Source organism: Alkalicoccus chagannorensis DSM 18086 (assembly GCF_000429725.1).
Taxonomy (GTDB): domain Bacteria; phylum Bacillota; class Bacilli; order Bacillales; family Salisediminibacteriaceae; genus Alkalicoccus; species Alkalicoccus chagannorensis.
On sequence record NZ_AUCK01000001.1, the window covers coordinates 16,037 to 35,056 of the forward strand.

General features: G+C 53.4%; 16 protein-coding genes. All 16 read left to right on the plus strand.

From position 1 onward, the window contains the following. Window positions 1-17: 17 nt before the first annotated feature. The 16 genes from G477_RS0100080 (at window position 18) to pyrE (ending at window position 19,018) form a co-directional block, all read left to right on the plus strand. Window positions 18-293, plus strand: coding sequence for a YggT family protein (locus G477_RS0100080; RefSeq protein WP_035210748.1), 276 nt, complete (start codon window positions 18-20; stop codon window positions 291-293). Between the two features lie 16 nt (window positions 294-309). Continuing rightward, complete coding sequence (locus tag G477_RS0100085; RefSeq protein WP_026696185.1) at window positions 310-1,086, plus strand: YlmH family RNA-binding protein; 777 nt, start codon at window positions 310-312, stop codon at window positions 1,084-1,086. Window positions 1,087-1,117: 31 nt separating this feature from the next. Then, a complete protein-coding gene (locus G477_RS0100090; RefSeq protein ID WP_026696186.1) occupies window positions 1,118-1,618 on the plus strand; it encodes a DivIVA domain-containing protein in 501 nt (166 codons plus the stop codon). 598 nt (window positions 1,619-2,216) lie between these two features. Then, entirely contained in the window at window positions 2,217-4,991 is a 2,775-nt protein-coding gene (ileS, locus tag G477_RS0100100) for an isoleucine--tRNA ligase (RefSeq protein WP_026696187.1), read from the plus strand. A 777-nt stretch (window positions 4,992-5,768) separates the two neighbouring features. Next, on the plus strand, window positions 5,769-6,236 hold the full coding sequence (lspA, locus tag G477_RS0100110; protein ID WP_026696188.1) for a signal peptidase II: 468 nt from the start codon (window positions 5,769-5,771) through the stop codon (window positions 6,234-6,236). Between the two features lie 34 nt (window positions 6,237-6,270). Beyond that, complete coding sequence (locus G477_RS0100115) at window positions 6,271-7,185, plus strand: RluA family pseudouridine synthase (RefSeq protein WP_026696189.1); 915 nt, start codon at window positions 6,271-6,273, stop codon at window positions 7,183-7,185. A 266-nt stretch (window positions 7,186-7,451) separates the two neighbouring features. Beyond that, entirely contained in the window at window positions 7,452-7,991 is a 540-nt protein-coding gene (gene pyrR / locus G477_RS0100120; RefSeq protein WP_281171114.1) for a bifunctional pyr operon transcriptional regulator/uracil phosphoribosyltransferase PyrR, read from the plus strand. 145 nt (window positions 7,992-8,136) lie between these two features. Continuing rightward, window positions 8,137-9,441 (plus strand): solute carrier family 23 protein, encoded by a 1,305-nt coding sequence (locus tag G477_RS0100125; protein WP_026696191.1) that lies wholly within the window; start codon window positions 8,137-8,139, stop codon window positions 9,439-9,441. Between the two features lie 148 nt (window positions 9,442-9,589). Beyond that, window positions 9,590-10,486, plus strand: coding sequence for an aspartate carbamoyltransferase catalytic subunit (locus tag G477_RS0100130; protein ID WP_026696192.1), 897 nt, complete (start codon window positions 9,590-9,592; stop codon window positions 10,484-10,486). Beyond that, window positions 10,470-11,756 carry a dihydroorotase gene (locus G477_RS0100135; RefSeq protein ID WP_035210751.1) on the plus strand — a complete coding sequence of 429 codons (1,287 nt, stop codon included), beginning with the start codon at window positions 10,470-10,472 and terminating at the stop codon, window positions 11,754-11,756. The genes G477_RS0100130 and G477_RS0100135 overlap by 17 nt, the downstream gene beginning before the upstream one ends. Then, a complete protein-coding gene (locus G477_RS0100140; RefSeq protein ID WP_026696194.1) occupies window positions 11,753-12,838 on the plus strand; it encodes a carbamoyl phosphate synthase small subunit in 1,086 nt (361 codons plus the stop codon). The genes G477_RS0100135 and G477_RS0100140 overlap by 4 nt, the downstream gene beginning before the upstream one ends. After that, on the plus strand, window positions 12,831-16,025 hold the full coding sequence (gene carB, locus G477_RS0100145; RefSeq protein ID WP_026696195.1) for a carbamoyl-phosphate synthase large subunit: 3,195 nt from the start codon (window positions 12,831-12,833) through the stop codon (window positions 16,023-16,025). Before G477_RS0100140 ends, carB begins: the two co-directional genes overlap by 8 nt. Further along, window positions 16,022-16,780 (plus strand): dihydroorotate dehydrogenase electron transfer subunit, encoded by a 759-nt coding sequence (locus tag G477_RS0100150; RefSeq protein WP_026696196.1) that lies wholly within the window; start codon window positions 16,022-16,024, stop codon window positions 16,778-16,780. Before carB ends, G477_RS0100150 begins: the two co-directional genes overlap by 4 nt. Beyond that, window positions 16,777-17,712: a dihydroorotate dehydrogenase gene (locus G477_RS0100155; protein WP_026696197.1), complete on the plus strand. Its 936-nt coding sequence runs from the start codon at window positions 16,777-16,779 to the stop codon at window positions 17,710-17,712. Before G477_RS0100150 ends, G477_RS0100155 begins: the two co-directional genes overlap by 4 nt. After that, on the plus strand, window positions 17,688-18,398 hold the full coding sequence (pyrF, locus tag G477_RS0100160) for an orotidine-5'-phosphate decarboxylase (protein WP_026696198.1): 711 nt from the start codon (window positions 17,688-17,690) through the stop codon (window positions 18,396-18,398). Before G477_RS0100155 ends, pyrF begins: the two co-directional genes overlap by 25 nt. Beyond that, window positions 18,392-19,018, plus strand: a complete 627-nt coding sequence (gene pyrE / locus G477_RS0100165; RefSeq protein WP_281171117.1) for an orotate phosphoribosyltransferase — start codon at window positions 18,392-18,394, stop codon at window positions 19,016-19,018. The genes pyrF and pyrE overlap by 7 nt, the downstream gene beginning before the upstream one ends. Window positions 19,019-19,020: the final 2 nt, after the last annotated feature.

The window sequence follows — 19,020 nt, forward strand, 5'->3', positions numbered from 1 at the left end:
CAGGAAGGTGAACGAATATGGAAGGCATCTTAGACGGCGTTCAAAGTCTCATCGTCACCGCGATGAACCTGTACTGGTTTTTATGTATCATTTATATCTTTATGTCATGGCTCCCGAATGCCCGGGAATCCAACTTTGGTCAGGCAGTGGGGAAGCTGGTGGAACCGTTATTCGCTCCATTCAGGCAGATTATTCCACCTCTCGGCATGATTGACATTTCGCCGATTGTTGCCCTTTTCGCCCTGCGATTTGCTATCGACGGCGTGAACTACCTTTTTGCGATGATCACTTAAGAAAGCAGGAGATGTTGTGTCTATCTATCAGCATTACCGGCGCAGCGAGTACCCTTTTATCGACCAGGTACTCGACTGGAAAGAACGCACGGCAGATGAATACAGTCCGAGGCTGACAGATTTTCTGGACCCTCGGCAGCAGAAGATCGCAGAGAATATCACCGGGAAGCACGGAGAAGTCCGTGTTTCCTTTCACGGTGCTGCAGCGGGGGCTGAACGAAAGCGTGCTTTCTTCTATCCAGATTATTACGAACCTGAGATGGAGGACTTTCAGCTAGCTGCCTACCGCATTGATTACCCGGTCAAATTCGTCCGTCTCGAGCATCCCCAAATACTGGGCGCTCTGACAAGTTCCGGATTAGTCCGGGGGAAGTTCGGTGACATTACCGATCTGGACGGGGCCTTTCAGCTCGTGACTGCAGAGGAAACAGCCGCCTATCTCGAACAGCAGCTCACCCACATCGGGAAAGCAGGGGTTACTCTCGAGAAGCTGGATTTACATAATTTACAGGAACCTAAGATCCGTTCGGTCGAGCGGATGGTTACGGTATCATCCCTGCGGCTGGATACCGTTTTAGCAGAAGCCTTCTCGCTCTCCAGGGCTAAAATCAAGCCTCTGATCGAGCAGGGGGCGGTGAAAGTAAACTGGATGGCCGCTGATAACCCTGCCATGATGCTCGAAGAAGGAGACATGCTCTCGCTGCGGAAAAAGGGCCGGTGCCGGCTGTCCACAGTAGAGGGAGAAACAAAAAAAGGCAGACTGCGCTTGATGCTTTCACATATTACAGGATAACAACTATATCACTGCAGAAGGGGGATCCACCATGCCACTGACGTCGCTGGATATCCATAACAAAGAATTCACCCGCTCTTTCCGGGGGTATGATGAGGATGAGGTCAATGAGTTTCTCGACCGCGTCATTCAGGATATGGAAACCGTCACGATGGAGAAAGAAGAGCTGTTCAACCGCGTGAATGAACTGGAGGAAAAGCTCAGCCATTTTTCCAATATCGAAACGACCTTGAACAAATCGATTCTCGTCGCCCAGGAAACGGCGGAAGATGTGAAGCGGAACGCTGATAAAGAGTCGAAACTGATTATAAAAGAGGCTGAGAAAAACGCGGACCGGATTGTGAATGAAGCACTGCAGAAGTCGAGAAAAATCTCGATGGAAATCGAGGAACTCAAAAAGCAGGCCACCGTCTACCGGACACGTTTTAAAATGCTGATTGAAGCTCAGCAGAACATGCTTGAAACAGAAGACTGGGAAGACATCATGGAAAATGAGGAAGACGATCAGGAGAACGGGCACATTTCGTATTGACCTTGACGCTTCGTCTCCGCTTCGTTATACTGAATTTACTTTTAAAGGCAGCGACAGGAACAGTATCAGCAGCAGTTCTCTCCCAGCGAGCCGGGGAAGGTGCAAGCCCGGCAGAGACGCTCCTGAGAAAATCCCCCTCGAGCCGTACACCGAACAGCGGGATGTCCGCCAGTAGGATGTACCGGAGACGCCCGTTATCACGCGTACACAGAGGAGCCTGCCTGAGCAGGTTACCAGGGTGGTACCGCGGAGTCCGACTTCGTCCCAGGCAAGAGGGGGCGGAGTCTTTTTTTTACTTTGTAGGAAAGCATAAAATGTCATAGCAGGAAAACGGCAGCTGTGTCGGCTGCTAGGGAAGCAGGAAGGCCCTTGCTTCTCTCAAAGAATCTGCAGCGACGCCGCATGCCGTTCCGACCAAAAGGCGCTTTACGCTTTTGTTCTGACGAAATGAATGGATAAGTGTTCATCGGCGGAGACGGCATCGCGCGCTGCGAGGGAAGAAGGAAGATCCTTTTTCTCCCTTAACGAGCATGTGGCAGACCCTGTTCCGTCGAACAGGACAGTACTGATGAGAATGATAATATAGGAGGAACCAAACATGAGCTACAAAGATACCCTGCAGATGCCGAAAACCAACTTTCCGATGAAAGGCAGCCTGCCGAATAAAGAGCCGGGCATGCAGGAGCAGTGGGAAGCGGCAGGTATGTATGACAAGGTGCAGCAAAGAACGGAAGGAAGGCCCCTTTTCGTACTTCATGACGGCCCTCCTTATGCCAACGGAGATATCCACATGGGGCATGCACTGAATAAAATCCTGAAAGATTTCATCGTGCGCTCCCGTTCGATGATGGGGTTTCATGCGCCGTATGTGCCAGGATGGGATACGCACGGACTCCCGATTGAAACAGCACTGACGAAAAAAGGAAAAGTGGACCGTAAAAAGCTGACGACGGCTGAGTTCCGGAAGAAGTGTGAAGAATACGCTCTCGGCCAGATCGACAGCCAGCGTGAACAATTTAAACGGCTCGGTGTCCGCGGAGACTGGGACAATCCATATGTTACGCTGACTCATGAATACGAAGCTCAGCAGATCAAAGTATTCGGCGATATGGCAAAGAAAGGCTTTATTTACAAAGGAAAAAAACCAGTATACTGGTCGCCTTCGTCCGAATCGGCCCTTGCGGAAGCTGAAATTGAATACCATGATAAGCGTTCAGCCTCCATCTACGTATCTTTCGACGTGACAGAAAACAAAGGTGTGCTGCTGGGGGATGAAAAATTCATCATCTGGACAACCACACCGTGGACGATTCCTGCTAATCTGGCGATTGCTGTGCATCCGGATCTTACCTACAGCGCCGTTGAGACAGGCGGAGAGACATATATCGTCGCTGAGGATCTGATCGAAGAACTCGCGGAACTGCTGGAGTGGAAAGAGTACCACATTCGAGCACATTACAAAGGACAAGAGTTGGAAGGCTTGCGCACGAAACACCCTCTTTACGACAGAGAGTCGCTCGTCATTCTCGGAGAACACGTAACAACGGAGGCTGGAACGGGATGTGTTCATACCGCGCCGGGGCACGGGGAAGACGACTACATCGTCGGTCAGAAATATGGACTTGACGTTCTATGTCCTGTCAATGATCAAGGCGTGTTTACCGAGGAAGCTCCGATGTTCGAAGGGCTGTTTTACGATACAGCGAATAAAACGATCAGTGAGAAACTGGATGAAGCCGGCCGACTGCTGAAACTCGACTTTTTCACCCACTCCTACCCGCATGACTGGAGAACGAAAAAACCGGTTATCTATCGTGCTACGTCGCAGTGGTTCGCCTCCATCAAAGATTTCCGCAGCGACCTGCTGCGGGAGGTGGAAAAGGTGGAATGGCTGCCAAAGTGGGGAGAAACAAGGCTCTATAACATGGTCCGTGACCGCGGAGACTGGTGTATCTCCCGTCAGCGTGCCTGGGGAGTTCCGATTCCTATTTTCTACGGGGAAGACGGAGAAGCGATTATTACCGATGAGACCATTGATCATGTATCCGAACTCTTCCGCATGCACGGTTCCAATATCTGGTTCGAGAAGGAAGCGGCGGATCTGCTGCCGGAAGGATTCACTTCGGAGCATAGTCCCGGCGGCACCTTCACGAAGGAGACGGATATCATGGATGTCTGGTTCGACTCGGGTTCTTCCCACCAGGCGGTGCTTGAAGAAAGAGAAGAGCTGCAGCGCCCGGCTGATGTCTATCTGGAAGGGTCGGACCAGTACCGGGGCTGGTTTAACTCGTCTCTTTCCACAGCTGTAGCTGTGACTGGTCAGGCTCCATTTAACACGGTCATCAGCCACGGATTTACGCTGGACGGACAAGGCAAGAAAATGTCCAAATCCCAGGGGAACGTCGTGGTACCTGACAAAGTGATGAAGCAGCTCGGTGCGGATATTCTCCGCCTCTGGACCGCGTCGGTTGATTATCAAGCCGATGTGCGGGTGTCCGATGACATTTTGAAGCAGGTATCGGAAGGCTACCGGAAAATCCGGAACACGTACCGCTTCCTTCTCGGAAACCTCGCGGATTTTGAGCCGGAACAGCATATGGTCCGCTTTGAAAACCGATCCGGTGTCAATCAGTACATGACGATCAAGCTGCAGGAGCTGATCCGCAGTGTCCGCGACTCGTACGATCAGTATCAGTTCTCGCACGTGTACAATCAGATTCATCAGTTCTGTGTGATTGAAATGAGCTCTTTCTACATGGATATTTCAAAGGATACGCTGTACACGAAACAGCCGGATGACGCAGAGCGTCGTGGCATTCAAAGCGTCATGTACGAGGCTCTGACAGCCCTGCTGAAATTGATGAGTCCAATTCTTCCGCACACGGTGGAAGAGGCTTGGGTAGAGCTGCCGGGTACGCCGGAGGCAGATGCAGCGCAGCTGACGGATATGCCACAGCCTGCAGTCTTCGAAGGGGTCGAGGAGCTTGAAGCGGCATGGGATCGTTTCATGGTGCTGCGGGACGATGTCATGAAGGCGCTCGAAGATGCTCGTAATAACCAGGGTATTAAAAAGAATCTGCATGCTTTCGTCACCGTCTATGCGTCGGATCAGGATAAAGAGCTGCTGGAGTCACTCGATGAACTCGAAAAGCTGTTTATCGTTTCCGGTGCTTCCGTGAAGTCCCTGGAGGAAGCGCCGGCACAGGCCGTCGAGTATGATTACATGCAGGTCCTCGTTGAAAGAAAAGAAGGGGAAGAGTGTGAACGGTGCCGCATCGTTACGACGGAGCTCGGACAGGACGAAGATCATCCAACTCTCTGTCCGGTGTGTACGGAAACGGTCGTCACGCATTTTGCTTCGCGGGAAGTGTAAGAAGCGTAAAAAACGCTGAAGCTGTTCTTTGCTGAACGATGTTTCTGCCGGAACTGGCATGTGAAACTGCCACAAGTGCCAAAGCCCGGCTGAGCTGACGTACTCTGCCAGTGCCGGGCTGGTGCTGAATAGCTGATCCAACCGCGTCGGATATCTTCCCGGCGCGGTTTTGTCACGGAAGCAGGGGGTGGCCTTTGCGCCAGTGAAAACGGTTCTGAAATCAATGTTGGGATAGAGGTTCATGTACGTGGCCTCTTTTCTTCCGTTTCAGGCGGACGCCTGCCAAGGGGCCCTTCCCTCAAAGATCCTCGCGCTGCGAGAAGGATGTTCGGACGGCGCCTGTCCCTCTGGCATCGCCGCCCTTCCCTCCCGAAAAGGATTCGTTTTTTACTTTTTCTCTTCAAAAAAACATAGATGCGCCATTTGAAAATCGTCTGAGCATGCCTGAGCCTGTTCAACGTGTGAATGAGAACCTGGACAACGTAGAAGTGCTTCTTCCTCTCTTCGGGAGCAGGTGACATGCATGAGGGCTGTACGGATTCCTTTTTTCCTTGCTGCAGGCACAGTGCGGAAAACAGAGATTCTTTTCTTCATCTGCTGGAAGATCTGAACCACGCAGGCTGTCAGCAGCCGTGGATCTTTTCTGGCTTACGGTCTGTAAGGGGCAGATGGTCCCGTTTCAACCGCTTTTGAGAGTGGAATGGAAATGTATTGCCGGCGTTTGCATGCTGTGCTATGCTGTGATGTGGCAGTAGTCCTGAAACAGGAGGAATGGACGTGTGGTATTATATACTTGCAGTCGTTGTTGTCGCACTGGATCAGTGGACAAAATGGCTGGTGGTCGAAAACATGGAAATCGGGCAGAGCATCCCGCTGATTGAAAATGTGCTGCATCTGACTTCCCATCGGAATGCAGGTGCTGCTTTTGGTATTCTGCAGGGACAGCTTTGGATTTTCTTTATTGTTACCGTTGCTGCAGTTGGTTACGTTACGTACCTGATTCAGCGTAAGCTCGATGGATCCAAATGGTTTGGAATCGGACTCGCCTTGATTCTCGGAGGCGCGGTCGGCAACTTTATTGACCGCGTACTGGAAGGGGCAGTCGTCGATTTTGTGGATGTATATATTTTCGCGTACAACTATCCCATCTTCAACGTTGCCGATATGGCATTAGTGACGGGAGTAATTATGGTATTGATTCATATGTTCCAGGAAGAAAAGCGCGAGAAGCAGCAGGCGGCCTGACCGCCTGCTGTTCGTTACGAAGGGGGAATAAAGGATGGAGACCCATCATTTTGAAACAGAGACTGCGGCCGGCCGGCTCGATAAGTGGCTGGCAGAACAGGGAGACTGGTCGCGCAGCCTGATCCAGGACTGGATGAAAGAAGGACATATCCTGGTAAATGAAGAACAAGTAAAAAGCAATTATAAACTAAAAGCAGGCGACGCCGTCACGGTGCACGTACCGGAGATGAAAGAGGTGGAAGCAGTTCCGGAAGACCTGCAGCTGGACGTGATCTTTGAAGATGAACACGTCATCGTCGTCAACAAACCGAGAGGGATGGTCGTACATCCGGCGCCGGGTCATGACAGAGGAACGCTGGTGAACGGACTGCTCCATCATTGTACTGATCTTTCCGGTATCAACGGCACGATGCGGCCGGGTATCGTCCATCGGATTGACAAAGATACATCCGGTCTTATTATGGCCGCCAAAAATGATCAGGCGCACGCGTCGCTTGTAGAGCAGCTGAAAAACAAAACGACGAAAAGACGATACGAAACGATTGCTGCCGGGGTTATTCCACACGACAAAGGAACGATTGAGGCGCCGATCGGCAGAGATCCACAGGATCGGCAGAAGATGACGGTCACGGAACATCATGCCCGGGATGCTGTCACCCACTTCCATGTGCTGCAGCGGTATCCGAGGCACACGCATGCAGCGTGTGAGCTGGAAACGGGAAGAACCCATCAGATCCGCGTGCACATGAAGTATATCGAATTTCCGATCGTCGGCGATCCAAAATACGGGCCGCGCAAAAAGCATCAGTTCCCGATTGAAGGGCAGGCGCTCCATGCTTCTCTGCTCGGGTTCAAACACCCGGCTACAGGTGAGGAAATGGTGTTCACCGCAGAGCTGCCGGAAGATTTTCTGGCCTGCCTGAAGCATGCTGAAACATTCGCTGAATAATATCCAATTTGACAAGTGTCAGCGGTACTGATATAGTTACGAAAGATGAAAAACACCCCTTTAAAACAGTCCCGTGAGGCTGCAAAGGACCGGACCATACAGGATACGTATGTCCTCCTCTGCCTTCTTCGGGCCGGGGAGGATTTTTTTTAGCATCTTCATCAAGGAAAAAGCAAAGACAGAACATGGGGGGCGTTAGCTGCTGCGGCGGAAGATGATGAGAGTCGTTTTCCGGGAGCGGCTCCGCACACCGAAACGAGAGGGTGGTGGCACAGATGAGTAAGGAACTGCTGGATGAGCAGGCGGTACGACGGGCGCTGACAAGAATCGCGCATGAAATCATTGAAAAGAACAAAGGCATACGAAGCTGTGTCCTCGTCGGAATTAAGACGAGAGGGGCCTACCTTGCCCAGCGGCTGGCAGAGCGGATTAAAGACATTGAAGGAGAAGCGATCGATACAGGTGAGATTGATATCACCCTCTACAGGGACGATTTGACGCATAAAACCAATTCCGCCGAACCGGAAGTGCATGGAACGGATATCGATGTGGAGGTCAGCGGGCGCACGGTGATTCTTGTGGACGACGTGCTCTACACCGGCCGCACGGTCCGGGCTGCCCTGGATGCCGTCATCGACCTCGGCCGGCCGTCCCAGATACAGCTCGCAGTATTAGTGGACCGGGGCCACCGGGAGCTTCCAATTCGTCCAGATTATATAGGCAAGAATGTTCCGACCGCTAAGAGTGAAGTAGTCGAAGTGAAACTGCAGGAAGTAGACAGTGAGGAAGGCGTCCATTTGACGTAAACAACAGCAGCACAGCAGATAACCTCCCTTTAAACCAGTCCAGAGAGACCGGCAAGGGGTTCCTTTCACGGGATTCGTCTGTCCCGGTAAGCGCAGCCTCTTTGGATCTCAAAGAGGTTTTTTGCTGTAGAAAGGAAGGCCATTCATGACAGAGAAGACGATCGGTATCCAAGAGAGACCAAGATTAGACAAATGGCTGCTGCTGAGTATTCAGCACTTGTTCGCCATGTTCGGGGCAACGATCCTCGTCCCCTTTCTGACCGGCTTAAGCCCGGCCGTCGCCCTTGTTTCCAGCGGCCTCGGCACCCTGGCGTATCTTGTCGTAACAAAAGGACAGATTCCCGCCTATCTCGGCTCTTCCTTTGCATTCATTGCACCGCTGATTGCCGCCATCGGCATCGGAGGACCGGAGGGGGCCATGATCGGAAGCTTTTTCGCCGGTCTCCTGTACGGGCTTACAGCCTTGATCATTAAAGCGACCGGCGTCAGCTGGCTGCTGGCGCTCCTGCCGCCGATTGTGGTGGGTCCCGTCATCATGGTCATCGGCCTTGGGCTGGCGGGGACAGCGGTGGAAATGGCCATGGAAAATCCGGCTACGGAAAGCTACAGCGGCATTCACTTTACGACGGCGCTCGTGACGCTCTTTATTACGATTTCCGCCGCTGTCTTTTTCCGCGGATTCTTCGGTCTCATTCCAATACTCATCGGGATTGTCGGCGGATACAGCTTTGCGGCCTGGCAGGGACTCGTTGATTTTACAGAGGTCCGCGAAGCAGCCTGGATTCAGGCCCCTGAGTTTCTCGTTCCCTTCGTCACGTACGAACCGACCATGAACTGGACGATTGTAGCCATCATGGTCCCGATTGCACTCGTCACGTTGAGTGAGCATATAGGGGATCAAATGGTGCTGAGCCGAGTGGTGGAGAAGAATCTCGTCAAGAAGCCGGGACTTCACCGGTCGATCGGTGGCGACGGCATCGCAACGATCATCAGTTCATTTCTCGGCGCTCCGCCGAATACGACGTACGGAGAGAACATTGGCGTTGTAGCGTTGACCCGGGTTTTCAGCGTGTTCGTGATCGGGGGCGCAGCGGTCTCTGCTGTCGCATTCGGGTTTATCGGTAAAGTGTCCGCACTGATTTCGACCATTCCGACTGCCGTGATGGGCGGCGTATCGATTCTGCTGTTCGGGATCATTGCGTCGAACGGCATGAGAATGCTCATCGAAAACAACATTGATTTCGGGAGAAAAAGAAATCTGGTCATTGCCTCGGTGATTCTCGTGATCGGGATCGGCGGTGCTTTTATCGAAGTAACGGACAATATTGAAATAGCCGGCATGGCCCTGGCTACCGTCATCGGCATCCTGCTTAACTTTATTCTGCCGGGCAGAGATCCGGTTCCGTCTGATGACGGAATGTTTGAGAAAGAAGAAACAGATGCAGCTTAACCACACCTTTAACCGCGTCCAGTGAGACGCAGAAGGGTGGGTTGCTTCAGAGAGGGATGCTGCGGAGCGTCCTTCTGCTGGCACCTGCCCGGAGTAACGGGCGGGTGCTTTTTTCATCCGTCCTCCAACAAAGAAGGAGGCGAAGGATATGAAACAGCTGAGAACTCTGGAAGATCTATCCATGACGGAACTTGAGGACATTCTGGAAGCGGCGGGTCAGACATCGTTTGCAGGGGGAGCATTTCACGCTGCGGCAAACTTGTTTTTTGAACCTAGTACAAGAACGAAATACAGCTTTGAAATGGCTGAGGCGAAGCTCGGTATGCACCGGTTCGATTTTTCTGCGGAGGCATCGAGCATTGAAAAAGGAGAGTCGCTCTACGATACGCTGAAGACATTTGAAGCAATTGGTGTTGATCTATTCGTCATTCGCCATCCACGAGCGAGGTTTTATGAAGAACTGGAAGGTCTGCAGGTGCCGGTGATCAACGCGGGTGACGGGGCAGGGAACCATCCGACGCAGTCGCTGCTGGATCTCTACACGATGAAAGAAGAATTCGGTTCCTTCCGCGGACTGCATGTCGTGATCTGTGGCGACACGGCGCACAGCAGGGTGGCGAATACGAATGCATGGATCCTGAAGCGGCTCGGAGCTCGAGTGTCTTATGCGGGGCCGGATGCCTGGATGCCGCAGGAGGTGTCCGGCGGCCGGGTGCTGAGCATGGATGAAGCAGTAGAGCAGGCGGATGTCATGATGATGCTGCGCATCCAGACCGAGCGTCATGATGGCAGAGTGGCGTACACGCCGGAAACCTATCACCGCCGCTGGGGGCTGACAGAAGCGAGGGAACAGCGGATGCAGCCGCATGCTGTGATTATGCATCCTGCCCCAGTCAACCGTGGTGTCGAAATTGCTGACAGTCTGGTGGAGTGCAGAAGGTCCAGAATATTTAAACAGATGGAAAACGGAGTGAAAGTGCGTCAGGCGGTACTTCATTTTTTGCTGCAGTCGAAAGGAGCGGATCGTGTTGAAACGATTAGTTAAAGGAGCACATGTTTTTCAGGAGGGCCGGCTGATCAAGCAGGATGTCCTGGTTGATGAGGCGACGGGCAGGATAGAAGTGACAGCAGCAGAGCTGTCGGAGGACACGGCAGAGGAGGTCATCGATGCCGAGGGGCTCATCCTGTCTCCAGGATTTACCGATCTTCACATCCACCTCAGGGAGCCTGGAGGAGAAGCGAAGGAAACCATTGCTTCCGGGACAGCCGCTGCAGCGAAAGGGGGATTCACGACGGTCTGTGCTATGCCGAATACGCGACCGGTGCCGGACCATCAGGCATCGATGGAGAAGCTCCTGCATAAAATACGAGAAGACGCTTTGATTCACGTCCTTCCGTATGCCGCGATCACGGAAAGACAGGCGGGACGGACGATTGTCGACATGGACACCCTGCATCCATATGCCTGTGCTTTCACCGATGACGGCGTCGGGGTACAGGAAGCTGGAACGATGTTTGCGGCTATGAAAAAAGCAGCTTCGCTCGGAGCGGTCATCACTGCGCACTGCGAGGATAACAGTCTGCTCTATCAAGGAGTAATGCATGACGGCAGCCGTGCCGGAGAGCTCGGTCTTCCAGGGATTGCGTCCGTGAGTGAATCTGTACATATCGCCCGGGATGTGCTGCTTGCGGAAGCAGCCGGCTGTCATTACCACGTGTGCCATGTGTCGACGAAAGAGTCCGTCCGGGTTATCCGAGACGCCAAACGAGCCGGCATTCATGTTACAGCGGAAGTGACACCGCACCATCTTCTTCTGAACGAACAGGATATCCCGGCAGATGAAGGAAATTATAAGATGAACCCCCCGCTCCGTGCGAAAGAAGATCAGATGGCGCTTATAGAAGGCCTGCTGGACGGAACGATTGATGTTATCGCGACGGACCATGCGCCTCATACGAAAGAAGAGAAAGAGCGTTCGATGCTGGAAGCTCCATTCGGGATCACCGGTCTGGAAACGGCCTTTCCGCTCCTTTACACGCACCTTTGTCAACGAGGGGTGCTGCAGGTGGAGGAACTTCTCCATTGGCTGACGGATAGACCAAACCGGCTGTTTGGACTCCCCGAAAGAAAGATTGAACAAGGCGCGCCTGCCGACCTCGTTCTACTCGATACGAAGAAAAGCGGCATCGTAGATACAGCGGAGCATGCTTCGAAAGGCACCAATACCCCGTTTGACGGGTGGACCCTGCAGGGATGGCCGGTGCTGACAATGTGCGGCAGTAAGGTTGTTTACAGAGAGGAGCGGGAGCGATGAAACGGATGCTCGTATTGGAAAACGGAGAGTACTTCACAGGATATCAGATCGGCTCGGAAGAGGATGGATGGGGGGAAGTCGTCTTCAATACCGGGATGACCGGTTATCAGGAAATTCTCACTGACCCCTCCTACAAAGGGCAGATAGTGACATTAACCTACCCGTTGATAGGCAACTACGGGATCAACCGAGATGATTTCGAGAGTGTAGAACCGAACGTGAACGGGGTGATCGTGAAGGAAGCTGCACGGCGTCCCAGCCATTTCCGAAGTGAACATTCGCTTGACGAGTGGCTGAAGCGCTCGGGGATTCCCGGACTTGCCGGTATTGATACGAGAAGACTGACGAGGATCATCCGCACGTACGGCACGCTGAAAGGCGTTATCTGCAGCGCGGACCGTGATCCCGTCATAACCGCAGAGGAATTGAGGCAGAAAGACAGGGAGCGGACACAGGTCGCAGCCGTTTCCGCAAAGGATCAATTCTGGCACCCCGGCCGGACGAATACCCGGGTAGTACTGCTTGATTTCGGCTCAAAGAAAGGGATCGTCAAAGACCTGCTCGGCAAAGGATTCGAAGTCATCGTCGTGCCTTATGATACACCAGCGGATAAAATTCTTCATTTATCGCCGGATGGGATTATGCTGAGCAATGGTCCTGGAGACCCGCAGGATATACGGCACGTTCTTCCTGATATAAAGCAGCTCGCCGAATCGGTCCCGGTCTTCGGTATCTGCCTCGGGCATCAGCTGCTGGCGCTTGCTTTCGGTGCAGAGACGGAAAAAATGACGTTCGGCCACCGCGGATCGAATCATCCGGTAATGGACCTGGAGACCGGCAGGACATCGATTACTTCACAGAACCATTCCTATACTGTGGACGAGCCTTCCTTAAAAGGAACACCCCTTCAGGTCACCCACCGGAACGTCAACGACCGTTCAGTCGAAGGGCTTTCCCACACGCGGCTCCCAGTCTTTTCTGTCCAGTATCATCCGGAAGCATCCCCTGGACCGGAGGATGCCAAATATTTATTTGATCGATTTGAGAAGCTCATAATGAAAGGAGTGCGCACCCATGCCTAAGCGGGAAGATATTTCAAAAATTCTGGTTGTCGGCTCCGGGCCGATCATTATCGGACAGGCAGCGGAATTCGATTATGCTGGGACCCAGGCCTGTCAGGCACTGAAAGAAGAAGGATATGAAGTCGTTCTCGTCAATTCCAATCCTGCGACCATCATGACCGACGAGACGACAGCCGATCAAGTTTACATCGAGCCGCTGACGAAAGAATTCGTCACCTCCGTGATTCGGAAGGAGCGTCCAGACGGAGTCATTGCGACGCTCGGTGGTCAAACCGGGTTGAATCTCGTGATGGAGCTCTCCCGGGAAGGAGTATTGGATCGATACAGCATCGAGCTGCTTGGAACGAGCCTGGATGCCATCACGAAAGCAGAAGATCGGGAAGCGTTCCGAACGCTGATGAACGAGCTGGAGGAACCGGTACCGGAGAGCGAGATTATTCATACCGTGAATGAGGCAGCGGCTTTCGCAGAAACGATCGGCTATCCAGTCATCATCCGGCCGGCATACACGCTTGGCGGCACAGGTGGAGGTATTGCAGAAGACCGCGCTGCGCTGGAAGAAATCACGGCCAACGGGCTGTATTATAGTCCAGTAGACCAGTGTCTGATAGAAAAAAGCATTGCCGGATTCAAAGAAATCGAGTATGAAGTTATGCGTGATAAAAACGACCAGGCGATTGTCGTATGCAACATGGAGAATATCGATCCGGTCGGCGTGCACACCGGCGATTCGATTGTAACGGCGCCGAGCCAGACGATGTCTGACCGTGAGTATCAGATCCTCCGCAATGCTTCGCTGCGCATCATCCGTGCCCTCGGGATAGAAGGAGGCTGCAACGTACAGTGTGCGATGGATCCGCACAGTGAACAGTACTATATCATTGAGGTGAATCCCCGCGTCAGCCGTTCCTCTGCCCTCGCCTCCAAAGCAACGGGGTATCCAATCGCGAAACTATCAGCAAAAATCGCCGTCGGATACGAACTGCATGAACTGCAGAATCCGATTACGAAAAATACGTATGCCAGCTTTGAACCGGCGCTGGATTACGTAGTGACGAAATGGCCACGCTGGCCGTTCGATAAATTTGAATCAGCAAACCGGACGCTCGGCTCTCAGATGAAAGCGACAGGAGAAGTGATGGCACTCGGACGAACGCTGACCGAATCGCTGTTGAAAGCAGTCCGCTCGGCAGAAATTGGTCTGTTTCACCTGCTTCCGGAAGAACCACTTACGGGACGAGAACTGGAAGAGAAAATCAGAGCGCAGGATGATGAACGCCTTCTCTATGTGGCAGACGCGCTTCGTCAAGGAGTGACGATGGAGACACTCCACGAATGGACCGGGATAGACCACTACTTCCTGGCAGAAATCTCGTTTATGATCGATATCGAAGCTTCGCTGCAGTCGGCCGGACTGACGCCGGGAACGCTCCGGGAAGCGAAAAAGGCCGGCTTCTCCAATGAGGCAGCAGCTCATTATACCGGCAGCAGTCTGGCGGAAGTAGAAGCGCTGCAGGAGAAAACCTCCTGCTATCCCGTATTCAAGATGGTCGATACGTGTGCTGCAGAATTTGCGTCGGCCACTCCGTACTACTACAGCACCTTTGAAGAGGAGAATGAAGCCGAAACGACGCCGACCCCATCGATTCTCGTACTCGGCTCGGGCCCGATCCGTATTGGACAGGGGATTGAATTTGACTATGCTACGGTGCACGCAGTCCGCACGATTCGTGAAGCGGGCTACGAGGCGGTCATCATCAACAACAATCCGGAAACAGTATCGACGGACTTTGAGGTTTCCGACAAGCTTTACTTTGAACCACTGACGGTGGAAGATGTCATGAATGTGGTGCGCCAGGAAAAGCCGGAAGGCGTCCTCGTTCAGTTCGGCGGACAGACGGCCCTCAACCTGGCGGATGAGCTCCAGGCCCGCGGAGTGACCATTCTCGGCACGGCTCTTGAAGATCTTGATGCCTGTGAAGACCGCGACAAGTTTGAAGCGACAATCCAGTCTCTCGGCGTCCCGCAGCCGAAAGGGAAGACAGCCGTCTCCACTGCGGAAGCAGAAGCTATCGCAGACGACATCGGCTACCCGGTGCTGATCCGTCCATCCTACGTGCTTGGAGGACGTGCAATGGAGATTCTGTATCAAAAAGACGAGCTGCTCACCTACATGACGAGAGCCGTCAAAGTAAATGATAAATATCCGGTACTTATTGACAAATACTTGATCGGGAAAGAAATCGAAGTCGATGCAGTCAGCGACGGAGAAACAGTCCTCGTACCAGGGATTATGGAACATATTGAACGGGCAGGAGTGCACTCCGGTGATTCCATCGCCGTCTACCCACCGCAGAATATCAGCCCATCCGTCAAAGAAAAGATTGTGGACTATACGATCCGTCTCGCGAAAGGGTTCCGCGTAAAAGGACTCATGAATATTCAGTTTGTCCTGCAGGATGAGGAGGTGTACGTGCTTGAAGTGAATCCGAGGTCAAGCCGGACCGTGCCTTTCCTCAGCAAAATCACCGGTGTCAACATGGCAGAGATTGCAGCGAAAGCGGTGTTGGGAACGTCCCTGCGCAGTCAGGGCTTTTCCGACGGGATTCTCGAGGAGCCCGACAGCGTATCGGTGAAAGTACCGGTGTTCTCCTTTCAAAAACTGCGAAGCGTCGACATTACGCTCGGTCCGGAAATGAAGTCGACCGGCGAAGTGATGGGGCGTGATCACTCTCTCGAAAAAGCGCTCTATAAAGGGCTGATTGCCTCGGGGATGGACATTCCGATGCACGGAACGGTTCTCTTCACCGTCGCAGACAAAGATAAAGAGGAGGCGGCGCTGCTCGCAGCGAGGTTCCATGAGCTCGGTTTCGATCTGATGGCGACGGCAGGAACTGCTGTCTACTTTGAACAGCAGGGAATGCCCGTAACGACCGCCGCGAAAATCGGCAGCGGTTCTCCGGATATGCTGGATGTCATCACGGGCAGAGAAGCCCAGCTGATTGTGAATACGCTGAGCCGAGGAAAAAAACAGGAACGCGATGGTTTCCGTATCCGGAGAGAAGCGGTGGAACGCGGCATTCTCTGCAACACGTCCCTGGATACGACAGAAGCTGTGCTGACCGTGATCGAATCCATGCATTTTACGACTGAACCGATTCGGTCGAAGGCGCCGGTGATTGTATGAAACAACGTTTGATGCAGGTGATCGGACAGAAGGAGACAGCTCCAGGCATATTCGAAATGAAGCTGCAGCATGATCATGTCAGAGCCATGCAGTCCCCTGGACAGTTTGTTCATATTAAAACAGGCACGAGAAGACACCCTGTACTAAGAAGACCGATCAGTATTGCTGATGTGGAAGACGATGTGCTCACCATCATCTATCGGGTGGAAGGCGAAGGGACCAAGCTGATGAAAGAAGCAGTTCCCGGCTCGACGCTGGATGTCCTCGGACCGCTCGGTTCCGGTTTTCCCCTCCCGGAAAGCGGCCGCGCGCTCCTCATTGGCGGAGGCGTGGGTATTCCACCGCTGTATTATTTGATGAAAGCCTTAAAAGCGCGCGGCGTGAAGGTGGAAGTGATTCTCGGCTACCGGTCCAGAGAGCAGCTGTTTAAACTGGATGATTTTATCGAGCTGGCTGACCGTGTCATCGTCACGACCGAAGACGGGTCCTTTGGGCATCAGGGATTCGTGACGGATGCGGCGGCGGAAGTATCGGCATTCGATCAATACTACGCATGCGGACCGGGAGTGATGCTCCGGGCCGTTGAGACAACATTTGGTCCATCTGGGTATGTTTCTCTGGAGGAGCGGATGGGCTGCGGCATCGGCGCCTGTCTCGCCTGCGTCTGTGAGCGAAGAGATCAGGCAGAAGGAAACACGTACGCGAAAGCCTGCAGTGACGGTCCTGTATTCCGGGCTGGGGAGGTGGTTTTATGAGCAGACTGCAGGTAGAACTCCCCGGTTTGTCGATGAAAAACCCAGTGATGCCGGCATCTGGCTGCTTTGCTTTCGGCAGAGAATATGCGCAGTTCTATGATCTCGGTCTTCTCGGGGCCGTGGCGGTCAAAGCGGCTACGCCGGAAGAACGTGCCGGCAATCCTGTCCCTCGCGTGGCCGAAACAGACAGCGGCATGCTCAATGCGATCGGTCTGCAGAATCCAGGCGTTCAGGCGATTGCCGAAAAAGAACTGCCCTGGCTGGCACAGTATGACGTCCCGGTAGTAGCGAACGTTGCGGGACGTACGAAAGAAGATTATATGTATACGGCCCGGGAACTTTCTCGTGTAGCGAATGTTCATGCACTGGAACTGAACATTTCCTGTCCAAATGTCAAAGAGGGCGGCATTCAATTCGGCAGCGATCCCGGAATGGCCGCCGAATTGACCAGGGCAGTCAAAGAAGTATCGGAAGTGCCGGTCTATGTGAAGCTTTCCCCGAATACGAGCAGCATTACCGACATGGCTGCTGCTGTGGAGAAGGCCGGTGCAGACGGGCTGAGCATGATCAACACACTCGTTGGTATGCGTATCGATATTCGTACCGGGAAACCGATTTTAGCAAATAAAACCGGCGGCTTATCCGGACCTGCGTTAAAACCGGTTGCTGTCCGCATGATCCACGAGGTCAGTCAGACCGTTTCCATTCCGATTATCGGCATGGGCGGCATTTATGAAGCAGAAGATATCGTGGAATTCTTTCTCGCTGGAGCTTCTGCTGTGGCAGTCGGAACCGCGAATTTCAGCGATCCATTTGCCTGTCCGAATCTGATCACAGAACTCGATCAGCTGCTCGAAGAGATGAACGTGGATCATGTCAGTGATTTATCAGGAAGGAGCTGGAAAGCATGGGCCGGAGAGATCTCATCGTAGCACTGGACGCCGCAGACCGCGCGGAGGCGGAAGCTGTAACAGCATTGCTCCCATCAGAAAATCTGTACGTGAAAGTCGGGATGGAACTGTTCTACAGGGAGGGACCGGATTTCATTGAGGAGCTGAAAGGAAAGGGGATATCCGTTTTTCTCGATCTGAAGCTTCACGACATTCCGGAGACGGTCAAACGGTCGATGAAACAGCTCGCTCGTCTCGACATCGATATGACAAACGTACATGCGCTTGGTGGCACGAGGATGATGCAGGCGGCAGTGGAAGGATTGGAAGCCGGGACGCCGGCAGGGAAGAAGCGTCCTTTGCTGCTTGCTGTTACGCAGCTGACGAGTACAACCGATCAGCAGGTGCGCGAAGAGCAGCATTCTGCCGTCTCTCTTCCTGATTCCGTGAATAAACTTGCCCGATTAACCCAGCATGCTGGTCTGGACGGTGTTGTCTGTTCAGCGCAGGAGACCGCCTCATTGAAGCGGAGCTGCGGTGCCGACTTTCTCTCTGTGACCCCGGGGATCCGCATGGCAGGCGATGCCCCGGATGATCAAAGACGCGTCGTCACTCCCGCAGAAGCGGCTGCAGCGGGTGCTGATGCGATCGTTGTCGGACGCGGCATAACCCGGGCTGCTGATGTCAGCGCAGCCTATGAGGCCTATTGGAAGGAGTGGTTATCATGAGGAAAGAAGAAGCAGCGGAGATATTGAAAGAGATTGGTGCTGTCACGCTCTCACCAGAAGAGCCGTTCACATGGAGCTCGGGACTGAAATCGCCGATTTACTGCGATAATCGGCTGCTGCTCGGACACCCGAAGCAGCGCAGGTCGATAGCCGAAGCACTTGCAGCGGCCGCGGAGGAAGAAGGACCAGATGTACTGGCGGGCACGGCAACAGCCGGTATTCCCCACGCTGCCTGGGCGGCCGACATCCTCGGACTACCGATGATCTACGTGCGCGGTTCGGAAAAAAGCCATGGGCGCAAAAATCAGATTGAGGGGGTGCTTCCGGCAGGTGCCAAGGTTGTTCTCATCGAAGATCTGATCTCTACCGGCGGCTCCGCTTTCCGAGCTGCTGACGCGGTGGAGGCCGCCGGCGGTGAAGTGGTATCCATTCAGGCCATTTTCACATACGGTCTGAAGGCACCCAGTCTAAAGGGAGAGGCTTCATCCAGGAAAATAAAGACACTGACCGATTTTGATACCCTTCTCGGCGCCGCTTCTGCTACAATGGCAGAAGATGAAGTGCAATCTTTGAAGCAGTGGCAGGATGATCCGGAAGCGTGGAGCCGCCGCTGGGAGTAGGG

What these genes read in the sequence shown, in the direction of transcription:
- G477_RS0100125 (WP_026696191.1), top strand. Translation starts at nt 8,137, where the DNA reads ATGACAGAGAAGACGATCGGTATCCAAGAGAGACCAAGATTAGACAAA.
- pyrF (WP_026696198.1), top strand. Translation starts at nt 17,688, where the DNA reads ATGGGCCGGAGAGATCTCATCGTAGCACTGGACGCCGCAGACCGCGCG.
- ileS (WP_026696187.1), top strand. Translation starts at nt 2,217, where the DNA reads ATGAGCTACAAAGATACCCTGCAGATGCCGAAAACCAACTTTCCGATG.
- G477_RS0100090 (WP_026696186.1), top strand. Translation starts at nt 1,118, where the DNA reads ATGCCACTGACGTCGCTGGATATCCATAACAAAGAATTCACCCGCTCT.
- G477_RS0100140 (WP_026696194.1), top strand. Translation starts at nt 11,753, where the DNA reads ATGAAACGGATGCTCGTATTGGAAAACGGAGAGTACTTCACAGGATAT.
- carB (WP_026696195.1), top strand. Translation starts at nt 12,831, where the DNA reads ATGCCTAAGCGGGAAGATATTTCAAAAATTCTGGTTGTCGGCTCCGGG.
- G477_RS0100150 (WP_026696196.1), top strand. Translation starts at nt 16,022, where the DNA reads ATGAAACAACGTTTGATGCAGGTGATCGGACAGAAGGAGACAGCTCCA.
- G477_RS0100115 (WP_026696189.1), top strand. Translation starts at nt 6,271, where the DNA reads ATGGAGACCCATCATTTTGAAACAGAGACTGCGGCCGGCCGGCTCGAT.
- G477_RS0100080 (WP_035210748.1), top strand. Translation starts at nt 18, where the DNA reads ATGGAAGGCATCTTAGACGGCGTTCAAAGTCTCATCGTCACCGCGATG.
- G477_RS0100155 (WP_026696197.1), top strand. Translation starts at nt 16,777, where the DNA reads ATGAGCAGACTGCAGGTAGAACTCCCCGGTTTGTCGATGAAAAACCCA.
- G477_RS0100130 (WP_026696192.1), top strand. Translation starts at nt 9,590, where the DNA reads ATGAAACAGCTGAGAACTCTGGAAGATCTATCCATGACGGAACTTGAG.